Here is a 14561-nt window from a genome sequence, read left to right on the forward strand (position 1 = left end):
TTCATTACATTATCTAACTGATGGCTTGTATTCAATCAATTGTCCGGGCGCATATGCTGGATTCAAATAATGCTGCGGATTTGGACTAATCAGTCGAACAATTCGTACCTGATGCGGCGAGATGGGCTGCACTTGCATTAAAAGGCCATCCAATACAAGCTCGGAGTATTGCTCCTGGATATGATCCCAACCCTCAAAAACAATTTCCTCAGGCATACAAGTGTACAGAATCATGACGAGCCTACAGCAACAAGCGTATTATTATTTCTTGATTCTCGTTTTTCCTCGATCCTTCGATTAAGTTCCCTCAATGCTTCTCCAATCCCTCCAACGCTGTCAATCAAACCATGTTTAACAGCATCATTACCAATTACGGTTGTCCCGATATCCCTTGTTAATTCACCTGTCTTGAACATTAAAGCCTTGAACACTTGTTCGTCCACTCTAGAGTGCCGGGTCACGAATCGAATTACCCGCTCCTGCATCTTCTCCAAATACTCGAAGGTTTGGGGAACTCCAATAATGAGACCGTTCATCCGGATTGGGTGTATGGTCATTGTTGCGGTTTCTGCGATGAATGAGAAATTAGCGGATACCGCTATGGGTACCCCAATACTATGACCGCCGCCAAGGACTAGAGTCACGGTTGGCTTGGACATGGTAGCAATCATCTCGGCAATAGCAAGGCCTGCTTCAACATCGCCTCCAACGGTATTCAGGATAATCAGCATCCCTTCTACCTTGGGACTTTGTTCTGCTGCCACAAGCTGAGGAATCAAATGTTCATACTTCGTTGTTTTGTTCTGCGGCGGCAGGACGATATGTCCTTCAACTTGACCTATAATCGTCATGCAATAAATATTCGATTCTGCTGATGGGGTATTGGTTTGACCTAGCTGCTGTATGTTCTCCAGCACGGGATTCTTCTGTTTATCTTCTGGTATTTCCAGCGGTTCTTGCTCGTTAGTGGGATATGCCATAGGTAGCCTCCTGATAAATACTACTACCTAGTATTGGTGAAACCTGCTTACATTTATGCGCTCAATCCTCACTCGGAAAACAATAACAGAAGCCCTCAGGATATGACTATCCTAGGGGCTTCCTTCCATACACGTTTATATAAGGTGTACAAGTGACTGTACGCTTACATGTTATACTTCCATTATGATCGGAAGAATCATCGGTCTTCTTCTGGTTTGTTCATATAAAAATCGTCCAAGTGCATCTTTTACCTGTGTTTTGAGTGACGCCCATTCATTGACGTTCTCAACCATGAGTCGGTTTAATGTATTCGTAACGATCCGATTGGCTTCATCAAGAAGACCTTCGGATTCGCGGACATAAACAAAACCTCTCGAAATGATATCCGGTCCTGACAAAATAGCCCCGTCCTGCTTGCTGAGTGTAACGACGACCACTAATATCCCGTCTTGAGATAATAGCTTACGATCGCGGAGGACAATATTACCCACATCACCCACACCTAACCCATCGATTAGTGTGTTGCCTGAAGGCACCTTAGATCCTCTGCGCGCCACTCCGCCTTGAATTTCAACCGTATCCCCATTGTCTACAATGAAAATGTCTTCTCGATCCATTCCAACTGATTCAGCTAGCTGAGCATGCTGCCTTAGCATCCGATATTCCCCGTGGATTGGGATGAAGAACTTAGGTTTCATCAAGTTAAGCATAAGCTTAAGCTCTTCCTGACTGCCATGTCCTGAAACGTGAACGCCTGATACCGAACCCGGCCCATAAATTACGTTCGCACCAATGCGGAACAGTTCATCAACTGTACGACCAACATAGCGCTCATTTCCTGGAATCGGAGTTGCTGCAATAATGACCGTATCACCTGGCAAGATGTCAATCTTGCGATGTGTGGATCTCGCCATACGTGTCAATGCTGACATTGGCTCCCCTTGACTGCCCGTACACAATATTGCTACACGATCCGCTGCAAGCTTGTTCACTTCTTCCGGCTCTATTAGCATACCATCTGGTATATTCAAGTAACCGAGCTCCGAGGCGATGGAAACAACGTTCACCATACTCCGGCCTATCACGGTTACTTTACGGCGAGTGACTTCTGCAGCGTCAATAACTTGTTGCACCCGATGCACATTTGAAGCAAATGTTGCTACAATGACACGTTGTTTCGCTCTACGAAACACTTCCTCCAGCTCTTTCCCGACATTTCGCTCGGACCCGGTGTATCCGGGACGTTCCGCATTGGTACTGTCTGAGAGTAGAGCTAGTACACCTTTACTACCCAATTCTGCCATTCTGTGAAGATCAGCGTATTGGTCGTTAACAGGTGTTTGGTCGAATTTGAAGTCTCCTGTGTGAACAACATTGCCTTCAGGTGTTGCCAAGCACACACCAACAGAATCCGGAATACTGTGATTCGTGCGGAAGAACGATGCCTTCATACAACCAAGCTGAATTTCGGAATCTCCGTTAATCAAATAACGTTTCGTATCTCCGAGCAGATTCGCTTCCTTGAGCTTGCTCTCAATGAGCCCCATGGTCAGTTTGGTAGCATAAATCGGCACATTCAAGATCTTCAGCACGTATGGTAATCCGCCAATGTGGTCTTCGTGTCCGTGTGTAATGAGAATGGCTCTAACTTTATCACGATTCTCAGTCAAATATGAAATATCAGGAATTACTATATCAATCCCCAACATATCTTCCTCAGGAAATTTCAATCCGGAATCAATCACCACAATATCGTTCGCATACTGGACAACATACATGTTCTTTCCAATTTCGCCCACGCCGCCAAGAGCGAAAATGGATAATTTCTCTATATTTTTCTTAGACAAGACTATACCTCCTAATTTTTTTATTGACGACGATCTTTAATGAACAAACCTTTACTGATAACCGAACCAGTCACTTGCCATTATTATACATGATGCCTGTGACCGAAAACAAGTCGAGTGGATTTATTGTACCCCAAAACGAAAAACCGATGCTGGTTCAGCATCGAATCATCGACTAGAGCAGAGACTCTACGAATCGGCCTTCATCTTCAGAAACCGCAAGCAAAGGTAAGCGTACGCCCCCTACTTGGATGCCTTTAAAGTTAAGTGCGTGCTTAATCGCTGCTGGACTCGGCACACGGAATATCCCTGTGAAGATTGGGAATAAATTAGCGTGAAGCTTCGCTGCATGAGCATGATCGCCATTCAAATAAGCTTGCACCATCTGTTTCATTTCTTTGCCTATTACATGACTCGCTACACTAACAATCCCATAACCTCCGATAGCTAGAACCGGTAAAGTTAAGCTGTCGTCACCGCCGTAAACTCGGAACCCTTCGGATGATTTGGTAATAACTTCCGTTATATGATTCAAGTCAGGAGTTGCTTCTTTAGATGCGACAATGTTGGGAATATGGGACAAGCGGATTGTAGTATCAGCTGCCATCTGTATCCCAGTACGGTGAGGTACATTATAGACCATGATCGGAAGCTTCGTACTTTCTGCAATCGCTTTGAAGTGTTGGAATAACCCTTCTTGGGAAGGACGATTATAATAAGGGGCGACAAGCAAAATCCCATCTACACCTAACTTCTCAGCCTCCTGGGTGAGATGTATGGAGTGACGTGTATCGTTGCTGCCAGTTCCAGCAATAATGCGGCAACGTCCCTGTGCCCGCTTGACAGCCGCATCAAATAATTGGAGCTTCTCCTCGTCGGTCAAAGTCGGAGATTCGCCCGTAGTGCCGCTAATAACGAGTGTATCCGTTTGCTGCTCATCAATCAAATAGTCAATGAGGACATCAACCTGCTGCCAGTCGATTTGCAAATTGTCATTCAATGGGGTAACCATGGCGGTGATAACTCTACCGAAATCCACGCAAAATTCCCTCCTCAATCAATTCGTTTTGTGTAATTGAAACTTATGATGGAGCGCTAAGACCGCTTTGACCATATCGGATTGACCAACCAACACCCAGATTGTTGTGTTCGAATCAGCGGATTGTAAGATTTGTATATCTTCCTCGGTCAATGCTTCAATAATATGCGCCATGATTCCAGGTACTCCGTTCATGCCCCCGCCGATTACTGACACCTTAACGCAGCCCTGCTGAAACTTAGGTTCGTAACCTAAATTACGGAGCGTGTCGATAGCTCTTGCAGCTTCATGATCAAATACGGTGTACATGACACCTGAAGGGTTAACGTTAATGAAATCTACGCTAATCTGGTGCTGAGCCATCGCCTTAAATACGCTTAACTGCAAATCATATTGCCCTTCCTGTGCAGCCACTCGGATTTGCGTGACGGAAGGTACATGGGCAATCCCTGTTACATATCGGTCCCTTAAAGGCATATTTAACAACCTGAGCGAGTCAGGTGAAGCTACTAATGTTCCAAGATCCTCTGTAAAAGTGGAACGTACACGGATCGGTACGTTTGCCTCCATAGCAATCTCAACCGCTCTAGGATGTATAACCTTCGCTCCTTGATAAGCCATATTGCAAATCTCGGCATAGGTTACGCTTACTATGGCTTGAGCATCCGCTACTAGACGCGGATCAGCTGTGAATATCCCATTCACATCAGTGAAAATATCCACGTACTCCGCCTTCAAAGCAGCACCTAGTGCTGTCGCAGATGTATCACTCCCACCACGTCCTAAAGTAGTGATATCCTGCTCATCAGATTGTCCTTGAAAACCGGTTACAATAACGACTTTCCCTAGACCAAGCTGATGCAGAATACGTGCAGGCTGTATGGATTCAATATGGGCATTACCAAATCGCCCGTCCGTGTGTATCCCAGCTTGACCACCGTTTAAAACTACCGCAGGAATCGATAGATGATTCAATTCACTACATAGAACAGCCGCAGAGATAGTCTCTCCGCAGCCAAGAAGCATGTCTCTTTCTCTGGGAGGAAGAGAATTACCATTCTGCCTGATCAAATCCAGCAGCGTGTCCGTGGCATAAGGATCTCCCCGTCTACCCATTGCGGAAACTACGACTACAAGTGCATATTGTTCGGCTAAAGCATGTTGAATGTGATGGATGGCATGAGTTCTGGATTGGGTATCGGAGAGGGAAGTTCCGCCAAACTTTTGCACAAGAATGCGCATCGTCTTCCCTCCAAACATCTTTTGTTACCCTCTATGATGAATAATCGAACGCCCTATTATTGCTGTTCAATCGCAATGTACTCTGCGATTTGTACAGCATTCCATGCTGCGCCTTTAAGCAGATTATCAGAAACGATCCACATGTTAAGTGCACGCGGATTGTTCAGATCACGGCGGACACGCCCAACGAAAGTTTCCAGCTTCCCTGCTGCATCAGTCGCAAGCGGATAAAGCTGTTCTTGCAAATTATCTTGAAGAATAATACCCGGCGCATTGGCCAATAAGGACTTCACTTCTTCTACATCAAAATCCGATTTCAATTCCACGTAAACGGATTCTGAGTGACCATAAACGACTGGGATTCGCACACAGGTTGCTGTTACTTCCAGTGAGTCATCTCCCATAATCTTCTTCGTTTCATTAATCATCTTCATCTCTTCATAAGTAAAGCCATTCTCGGTAAATTTATCAATCTGCGGAATCGCATTGAAGGCAATCTGATGTTTCACTGGTAACGAACCGACTGGCAGAATGTCTGGATTAGCATCTTGCCCATCCAGAATGCTCTTAGTTTGACGAAGCATTTCGTTAATGGCCTTCGCACCAGCGCCAGAAACAGCTTGATAGGTGGAGACGATAATTTTGGAAATACCGAAACGGTCATACAAAGGCTTCAATGCTGCTACCATCTGAATCGTAGAGCAGTTGGGATTCGCAATAACTCCTTTGTGCTCATTGATCTTATCAACATTCACTTCTGGTACTACCAAAGGTGTCTCAGGATCCATACGGTATGCGCTAGTGTTATCAATGCACACAGCACCGTGCTCAACGGCATGAGGAATCAACTCACGGCTAACATCTCCGCCTGCGCTGAACAATGCAATCTCCACGCCTTTGAAACTATCCGGAGTAGCTTCTTGAATGACAACATCAGTTCCTTTAAAAGAAACCTTCTTACCAGCAGAACGAGCGGAAGATAGAAGTCTCAATTCCTTAATCGGGAAGTTCCGTTCTCCCAATAAGCGAATAATCTGCTCGCCCACGGCTCCGGTTGATCCAACTACTGCTACAGTAAATTGCTTTTGATTCGACATCTTCTAGTTCTCCCCTTATGCGAAATGAATGTAATTAGGAGTTCATATAATTGAACTTTTCTATTACCATAGGCTGTATCTGTCTATGTTCCAGGGCTGCTGCACATGTGTCTAGTGCCAGTTCCATTCGAGCTACTAGTGAATTCGGCTTCATATTAGGAGCGTCTTGCCCAAACGGTACGAAGTAAACATTCTTAGCAACTAGCAATTTGGCTATATTAGCGGCATTTAATCCTAGTCCGTCATTAGTAGAGATAGCTAGTACCAATGGACGCTGATTGCGCAATTGAGCTTTGGCCGCCATTAATACCGGGCTTTCTGTCATCGCATTCGCCAGCTTGCTTGTTGTATTTCCTGTGCATGGAGCAATCAACATGACATCTAACAATTTGGATGGGCCTAACGGCTCAGCATCTACAATTGTAGAAATGATATCATTCCCTGTAATATCTTTCAACTGTTTCTGCCAATTTTCCGAAGTGCCAAAGCGTGTGTCTGTAGTCATTAAAGTATATGAAGCAATAGGAATAACACGTGCGCCTTGATCAACGAATGCTTGTATGTGCGGCATTACTTCCGCGAATGTGCAATGGGATCCGGTTAATGCGAATCCGACCGTTTTTCCTTGCCAATTCATTGCGAATTCCTCCCTGTAACGGCATCTTCCATAATCAACTGGCTGACTGTGTTTGCTATGATACGTCCAGCTGTTTTGGGAGCGACGATTCCAGGTAATCCGGGGGCAAGCATAGCTTTGATCCCTCGCTTTTCAGCGAAACGGAAATCCATCCCGCCTGGCTTAGAGGCCAGATCAATGAGTACCGCCCTGTGTGGAATATTGGCAATAATTTGCGCTGTGACTATCATAGTCGGTATCGTATTAAAAAGCAAGTCGATATTCGTGACCTGCTGCGCCAGATCTGTCAAATAAAATGGGGTAAAACCCATCTCCCAAGCTCGTGCAAAATGCTCCTGTCGGCGTATGCCCACCTTCACAGTTGCACCTAATCCTTGTAAAGTTCTAGCCATAGTAAATCCCGTTCTACCAAGTCCAAGAACCATACAAATAGAACCATGAATCGTTATGTCTGTATTCTGAATGGCCATCATGACGGCGCCTTCTGCGGTTGGGATAGAATTATAGATGGCTACGTCATCTCTTTCAAGCAGTTCGACTAACATGATCCCTGCAGTCGCACACAAAGTTTTCAAGTATGGTTTGCTCATTCCTGTATATACTTTAGCGTGTTTTGGTAAATTGCGGATATGCTCTTCAGTCAAATGAAGCTCAGTAGTTGAGAACAAAGAATCTACTATACCCTTTTCGTCCGTCCCCACCACTGGCAAAATAACTGCATCGGCTGCCTGAAGCACATCCGGTGACAGGGCGCTTTTCGTAGCTCCGCTGTATTGATTCTGCAAATTGTCAAATCCGATCAATAGGACAGTAGCGTCCAGTTCGACGAATTTCTGAATCACTTCCAACTGACGGGCATCTCCGCCGATGAAGGCGACTTGTACTCCAGTCAACATGGCAACGTTACACTCCTTTCCTTCTCCTTCGTAGATATGACATCTTATGCCGGTGCGGAATAATGGGTTACAGCCCAAATCATATCGCTCACAAACAAAAAAGCCCTCCTGAAGGAGAGCTCTTCCAATTATTTGGTGCCTGTATGACCAAAGCCGCCGGAGCCTCGCTCTGTATCATCGAGACTTAACACCGTTTCCAACTGTACGGGTGGAACATGCTGAAACACCATTTGGGCAATTCGTTCATTTCGCACAATCTCAAACGGCTGCTGTCCCAAATTGATTAACAATACTTTGATCTCTCCTCGATAATCAGCGTCGATTGTTCCAGGAGTGTTGAGACAAGTTATACCATGCTTGAAAGCAAGCCCGCTTCTCGGACGAATCTGGGCTTCCAATTGAGCAGGCATTGCGATAGCAATTCCGGTTGGCACCAACGCGCGCTCGCCTGGTTGTAATACAAGCGGCTTCTCTGCAGGGACTGCAGCATACAAATCAAAGCCGCTAGCTTGTTCAGACATTCGCTGAGGGAGTTGAACATCATTAGTGCCAGGCAATTTCATTAATTTAACGACATTAAGCAAGGACAATTGGCTCCCTCCCGAATGTGGCAATGGCTTGATCGGACTTCCCCACCATGGATAAGGAGAACGGTTGAGAGAACAAAGTAGATGTTAACAACCGGAGATCTTCATGAGTTACAGCATCGATTCGATCCAATATCTCATCCATCGTATAATGTTTTCCAAGCATCAGCTCGTTCTTACCCAAACGATTCATGCGGCTGCTCGTACTCTCCAAGCTTAGAATAAAGCTACCCTTGAGTTGCTCTTTACCTTTCTTAAGCTCGTGCTCGGTAAGCCCTTGTTCAGCCAGATTACGCAGCAGCTCCATGGTGACATCCAATACTTCCTTCGTCTGTTTTGGAGCGGTTCCCATGTAGATTGTGAACAGGCCGCTGTCCAAATGGGCCGAATGATAGGAATACACCGAGTAGGCTAATCCGCGCTTTTCCCGAATCTCTTGGAACAAATGCGAGCTCATGCCTCCGCCGATCACATTATTCAATAAGATCATTGGATACAGCAAGGAATCCTTCAAGGAACAGCCTGGTAGAGCCAAGCAAATATGATTCTGCTCGGTTTCCTTCTTATGGAAGATCGATTGACCGGAATAAAGAGGGATCTCCATATCTTGAGAAGCTCCCAAATTCACAAAGCCGCCGAAATGTTGTTCTAATAGTTCAATCACACTGTCGTCGATATTACCAGCCAAGCTAATCACGGTATTATCCACCCGGTAATGACTCTTCATATACTCCTTCAGAGAGACAGAGTTCATGTTCTCCAAATTTGCTTTGGTCCCCAAGATCGAATAACCGAGCGGGTGGTTCTGATAAGAGGCTCTTGCGATCAGATCATGCACCAGATCATCTGGTGTGTCGTCATACATAGAGATTTCTTCAAGGATCACATTACGTTCCTTATCCAACTCCGATGGATCCAAGATTGAATGAAAGAACATATCCGCAAGCACGTCAACAGCTATCGGTAAATGTTGATCCAATACTTTTGCATAATAACATGTGTATTCCTTAGATGTAAAAGCATTCACATTGCCGCCGATCCCGTCGAAAGTCTCAGCAATTTCTTTGGCCGAGTACCGTTTTGTTCCTTTAAATAACATATGCTCAATGAAATGGGAGATCCCGTTATTTGTTTCGTTCTCATTGCGCGACCCTGTCTTTACCCATATGCCAAACGTTACTGAACGGCAAGTCGGAATTTTCTCCAGGACTACCCGCAATCCATTTTGAAGTTGTAATCTCTCCAACCGGGACTTCCCCCTCTCGATGTAAAAGTTCTCCAAACAATGCTTTCAATATATCAGAATTTAATCTGCTGCTCAACCACATGCACGCGTTCAGGGGAAATTAATTCGCTTACGGTCCCCAGAACGAACCCTTTTTCTTTTATATTCACAATTAATTGTTCTAATGCATCGCTTGAGGAGGAAGTTGGATGCATGAGTATCAACGCACCTGGCTCTAATCTTGGTGTTAGCCTCCTAATGATGGATTCGCCGCCTGGATTTTTCCAATCTACGGTGTCCAGAGTCCATAATATGGTATGTAGACCAAGCTCTCGCGCAATCTTTACGGTCTGCTCATTAAAATCTCCAGAAGGCGGGGCGAACAGTTTATTATGTGCCCCCAGCTTCTCGACCAACTTCTGGGTTTTCTCAATCTCCTCTACGGCTTGCTCCCGGCCAAGCTGACTCATATTCTTGTGTGAATAAGCATGATTGGACAGCTCATGCCCCTTCTCACCAATATTCTTCGCCATTGCTTCATTCTTGCTTAGCCAAGAGCCGTCAAAGAAGAAGGTAGCTTTGACTTTCTGGCGATCAAGCACATCTAACATAATGGGTAGAAACTCATTCCCCCAAGCGACATTAATCATCAAAGAAACCATAGGTTTGTTCGGGTTCCCTTTATAGATAGGCTGAGCCCCAAGGTGCTCGAGGGTTACAGCCGGCGGAATTGTCTTGTAAATAAATGGAAAACTTGCTGCTCCTGCTTGGGATAGCTGAATCGCTTGGCGCCAAGTTTCTTCTATATCTACTTCCCTGCCATTCAAACCAGGAATAGCCTTCCAGATTCGATCGATTTTGGCGTCTATCGGAGGGATGCTGCGGCTCTTCGCTTCAGCTGATATTCTCTCGAGCAACTTAGCGTTATTCTCTGCAATAGAATGGCTTATAACAGCTTGTGAGGAGGTAGTGCCTTCATGCTGCATGTGGCCGGATTGTTCTTTGGAAGGGGCTTTGGCGGGTTCTTGCGTTGGCTCCTGTAATGGCTGAAATGCATGCACATTCTGAAAGGCTATCGTCTCCTTACTCTGTGTTGATTTGACGAATGCATCCATACTGTTGGATTGGTAGAGGCCCCAAGTGATCAGAATTCCGGCCCCGCCTAGAACAAACCATCGTTTATCCATTTTATCACCCCATCCTTGTCCAATAATATCCTCATCCTATGTAAAAAGACACATATTTATACCGACCACAAACATTAATTCGTTATGTACGCATGAAAAAAGAGTCAGACTTCTCTGGCTCTTAATTCTTGATACGTTATGGATGGAACAATTTGTCTAACGACAACTACACCTTTTCAGGAGTAGCGCCTTGTGGAATTAGAGTCGCTTTACGGGATAGATTAACCCGTCCTTGATTATCGATCTCTGTCACCTTAACCGTGATTTGTTCACCCAGCTTCAGCACATCTTCGACCTTCGCAACACGTTCTGTAGAAACTTGCGAGATATGAACAAGTCCTTCTTTACCCGGAAGTATTTCTACAAATGCGCCGAACTTCTCGATCCGCTTCACAGTGCCCAGATACGTTTCACCGACAATAACTTCTCGGACGATCCCTTCGATAATCGATCTTGCCTTCTCATTCATCGGTTCATTGGAAGAGGAGATAAATACTCGACCGTCTTGCTCGATATCGATCTTAACTCCCGTTTCTTCAATGATCTTGTTGATGATCTTGCCTCCTGCACCAATTACATCTCGAATCTTGTCAGGATTAATCTGCATAGTCAAGATTTTTGGCGCATATTGAGACAGGCTAGTTCTTGGCTGTTGGATCGCTTCAAGCATTTTTCCCAAGATGAAAAGACGGCCTTCTCTCGCTTGACTGAGTGAATCTTTCAAAATGTCGCGGCTAATTCCGTCAATCTTGATATCCATCTGGATTGCTGTAACACCTTCAGCTGTACCGGCTACTTTGAAGTCCATATCGCCGAGATGGTCTTCCATACCTTGAATATCGGAAAGAATGGAGAAATGATCTCCGTCCTTTATTAAGCCCATTGCAATACCTGCTACAGGTGCTTTGATCGGAACACCAGCATCCATCATAGCTAGGGTGCTTGCACAAATACTAGCTTGCGATGTAGAACCGTTCGATTCCAATACTTCGGAAACAAGACGGATTGTGTAAGGAAAATCAACTTCATTCGGGATTACCTTGGACAAAGCTCGTTCACCAAGTGCTCCATGACCAATCTCACGTCTTCCAGGAGGACGAAGTGGTCTTGCTTCCCCTACACTGAATGGCGGGAAGTTGTAGTGGTGCATAAAACGTTTGGTGTCTTCCAAGTCAAGCCCGTCCAATATTTGCACATCACCAAGAGCTCCGAGTGTACAAATACTGAGTGCTTGTGTCTGGCCTCTTGTAAACAAGCCGGAACCGTGTGTGCGCGGAAGAATTGACGTATCACAATCAATCGCACGAATCTCACTCAAGCCGCGACCATCCGGACGCACTTTGTCATGGGTAATTAGACGGCGTACTTCCTCTTTGACGATATCATAAAGTACTTCTTTTACATCCTTAATCTTATCCGCTTCTTCAGCGTAGTCTACCGCGAACTTTGCGACTGTTTCTGCATTGATTCCATCAATCGCAGACTGACGGGCATGCTTCTCAGCAATCTTGATCGCTTCAACCAGACGCTCCTGCGCAAAGCTGCGAACTGCTGAATTCACCTCAGGATCAACAGCGTGAAGAGTGACATCCATTTTGGGTTTACCAGCAAGCTCTACGAATTGCTCTTGAAGAGCCACAATCTTACGAATTTCATCATGGCCGAACATGATCGCTTCTAGGATCACTTCTTCCGAGACTTCGTTTGCTTCGGCTTCTACCATCATGATTGCATCTTTCGTGCCCGCCACCACTAGGTACACATCGCTCTTCTCTTCTTGTTCAGGAGTCGGGTTGATAATGAATTGACCATCAATGCGTCCTACAATGACGCCGCCAATCGGACCGCTGAACGGAACATCAGAGATGCTGAGCGCTGCAGATGTACCGATCATTGCCGCAATGTCCGAAGGACAATCCTGATCTACACTCATAACAATCGCTACGATCTGTACATCGTTACGGAATCCTTCAGGGAACAAAGGCCGTATCGGACGATCCGTCAATCGACTGGATAATATAGCTTTTTCACTTGGGCGACCTTCTCTTTTAATAAATCCGCCTGGGATTTTACCTACTGCATATAAACGTTCTTCATAATTCACAGTCAGTGGAAAAAAATCTAAATCTTTAGGTTCGTTAGACGCGGTTACCGTACAGAGCACAACCGTATCTCCGTAACGTACGATGACTGCACCGTTGGCTTGCTTGGCAAGTCGGCCTGTCTCCAATGTAAACGGCCTTCCTCCCAGTTCCATGTGCACTTTCTTCTCCATAATTGCCCTCCAGGTTCTAAATGTCCATCTCACTCTTATTCTGCATACTTAACAGTATTTCCTTCTTTACGCAAAACATTATTTTCCTATAAAAATATTTTACCCATCAAAAAAACAACCTGTAGCCGAAGCTGACACGGTTGCTTTTTGAAACATATTTCTTAGCGACGTAAGCCCAAACGCTCGATCAAAGCGCTGTAACGGGATACCTCTTTGTTCTTCAAGTAAGCCAAAAGCTTGCGGCGTTGTCCTACCATCTTCAACAAACCTCGACGCGAATGATGATCTTTCTTGTGCGTCCGCAGGTGATCAGTCAAGTTCACGATATTCTGCGTTAGAATCGCGATTTGTACTTCAGGAGATCCAGTATCCGTCTCATGAACTTTATATTCAGCGATCAGTTGGTTTTTACGTTCTTGTGTTAATGCCATCTCGGTCACCTCCTCTTCAATAATAAAATAATCGCCATAAGCCGAGAAACCGTCGGTGAATCTCGTATTTCCAAGCTTAGGTTAAGCCTATGCAAAGGGAATGCAGCAGGCACGAAACCCAGTATAACATATTCTGCTTACGCTTGTAAAACGGAATAAGGAAATACTCTCAGGAAAGATGCTGAAAGATCTGTTTGGCAGCTTCTGCATCATTGCCAATTTGCTCGATTAGAGCATCAATGGAGCTAAACTTACGTTCGGCACGTAAGTATGAAACGAACTCTACTCGCATCGATTGCCCGTAAATATCACGGTTGAAATCAAACAGGTGGACTTCAAATGATCGAATGAGCGAATCACCGGAGAACGTCGGTTTCGTTCCAATATTCATTACACCTTCAAATACTTTGCCATCCACCAAGGCATGAACCGCATATACACCATTCACTGGATAAACATAATAACCGTCCAGAGAGAGATTGGCGGTAGGAAATCCGATCTGACGGCCTCTTGCTTCACCGTTGACAACGGTGCCCTTAATGGAATAGTTACGCCCTAAAAGCTGCCTTACTTGTTCGACCTGTCCAGCTTCTAGACAACGGCGAATCAAAGTACTGCTCACTTTTTCTCCATTCTGATGGAACGGTCGCACTACTTCTACAGCAAAGCGGCCATGACCGGACTCGCATAAAGTGTCGGCATTGCCTTTAGCCTGATGGCCAAACGCGAAGTCAAATCCCACAACGATAGTATTGGGCCTAAGCGGCAACAACATCTCATTCACGAACTGGTCTGCCGTCACTTGAGCAAATGCAAGATCAAATTGCACTAAATAGACGCATCCGATACCAAGCTCGGCTAGCATATCTAGTTTATCTTGAAGCGGCGTCAAACACCGAGTATAACGCTCATGCCCCAACACTTCGCGAGGATGGGGATGAAAGGTCATAACCGATACAGGCAAGTTTTGTTTATGCGCTGTCTGGACCGCTTGACGAATCACTTCACGATGACCGAGATGAACGCCGTCAAAATCCCCAATCGCCAACACCTGGCCAGATTCGGGAATCGTCAATGTAGAAATATAAAGAGGGAAACTGAGCTCAATGACTTGCAT

Annotated in this window: 14 protein-coding genes; all 14 read right to left on the reverse strand. The window is 45.3% G+C overall.

Annotated features, from left to right (window positions below; translation table 11 throughout):
• Positions 1 to 9: 9 nt before the first annotated feature.
• Positions 10 to 234: a YlzJ-like family protein gene (locus AC58QD_RS02075; protein WP_497329486.1), complete on the reverse strand. Its 225-nt coding sequence runs from the start codon at positions 232 to 234 to the stop codon at positions 10 to 12.
• Positions 231 to 980 carry a ClpP family protease gene (locus tag AC58QD_RS02080; protein ID WP_497329488.1) on the reverse strand — a complete coding sequence of 250 codons (750 nt, stop codon included), beginning with the start codon at positions 978 to 980 and terminating at the stop codon, positions 231 to 233. Before AC58QD_RS02080 ends, AC58QD_RS02075 begins: the two co-directional genes overlap by 4 nt.
• Positions 981 to 1151: 171 nt before the next feature.
• Complete coding sequence (locus AC58QD_RS02085; RefSeq protein ID WP_497329490.1) at positions 1152 to 2828, reverse strand: ribonuclease J; 1677 nt, start codon at positions 2826 to 2828, stop codon at positions 1152 to 1154.
• A 175-nt stretch (positions 2829 to 3003) separates the two neighbouring features.
• A complete protein-coding gene (gene dapA / locus AC58QD_RS02090) occupies positions 3004 to 3867 on the reverse strand; it encodes a 4-hydroxy-tetrahydrodipicolinate synthase (RefSeq protein ID WP_497329492.1) in 864 nt (287 codons plus the stop codon).
• An 18-nt stretch (positions 3868 to 3885) separates the two neighbouring features.
• Positions 3886 to 5109, reverse strand: a complete 1224-nt coding sequence (gene dapG, locus AC58QD_RS02095) for an aspartate kinase (RefSeq protein ID WP_497329494.1) — start codon at positions 5107 to 5109, stop codon at positions 3886 to 3888.
• Between the two features lie 56 nt (positions 5110 to 5165).
• A complete protein-coding gene (locus tag AC58QD_RS02100) occupies positions 5166 to 6206 on the reverse strand; it encodes an aspartate-semialdehyde dehydrogenase (RefSeq protein WP_497329496.1) in 1041 nt (346 codons plus the stop codon).
• Positions 6207 to 6240: 34 nt separating this feature from the next.
• Positions 6241 to 6843, reverse strand: a complete 603-nt coding sequence (locus AC58QD_RS02105; RefSeq protein WP_497329498.1) for a dipicolinate synthase subunit B — start codon at positions 6841 to 6843, stop codon at positions 6241 to 6243.
• Complete coding sequence (gene dpsA, locus AC58QD_RS02110; RefSeq protein WP_497329500.1) at positions 6840 to 7739, reverse strand: dipicolinate synthase subunit DpsA; 900 nt, start codon at positions 7737 to 7739, stop codon at positions 6840 to 6842. Before dpsA ends, AC58QD_RS02105 begins: the two co-directional genes overlap by 4 nt.
• Before the next feature lie 128 nt (positions 7740 to 7867).
• Complete coding sequence (dut, locus tag AC58QD_RS02115) at positions 7868 to 8302, reverse strand: dUTP diphosphatase (RefSeq protein WP_497330052.1); 435 nt, start codon at positions 8300 to 8302, stop codon at positions 7868 to 7870.
• A gap of 13 nt (positions 8303 to 8315) precedes the next feature.
• On the reverse strand, positions 8316 to 9572 hold the full coding sequence (locus tag AC58QD_RS02120; RefSeq protein WP_497329502.1) for a M16 family metallopeptidase: 1257 nt from the start codon (positions 9570 to 9572) through the stop codon (positions 8316 to 8318).
• Between the two features lie 53 nt (positions 9573 to 9625).
• Entirely contained in the window at positions 9626 to 10738 is a 1113-nt protein-coding gene (locus AC58QD_RS02125) for a polysaccharide deacetylase family protein (RefSeq protein ID WP_497329504.1), read from the reverse strand.
• 166 nt (positions 10739 to 10904) lie between these two features.
• The gene (gene pnp / locus AC58QD_RS02130; protein WP_497329506.1) at positions 10905 to 13013 is read right to left on the reverse strand and encodes a polyribonucleotide nucleotidyltransferase; all 2109 of its coding nucleotides are present in this window, start codon (positions 13011 to 13013) and stop codon (positions 10905 to 10907) included.
• Between the two features lie 161 nt (positions 13014 to 13174).
• Positions 13175 to 13444 carry a 30S ribosomal protein S15 gene (gene rpsO / locus AC58QD_RS02135; protein ID WP_497329508.1) on the reverse strand — a complete coding sequence of 90 codons (270 nt, stop codon included), beginning with the start codon at positions 13442 to 13444 and terminating at the stop codon, positions 13175 to 13177.
• Positions 13445 to 13613: 169 nt separating this feature from the next.
• Entirely contained in the window at positions 13614 to 14561 is a 948-nt protein-coding gene (locus AC58QD_RS02140) for a bifunctional riboflavin kinase/FAD synthetase (RefSeq protein ID WP_497329510.1), read from the reverse strand.

The organism is Paenibacillus sp. J2R1T-4, from assembly GCF_059692235.1.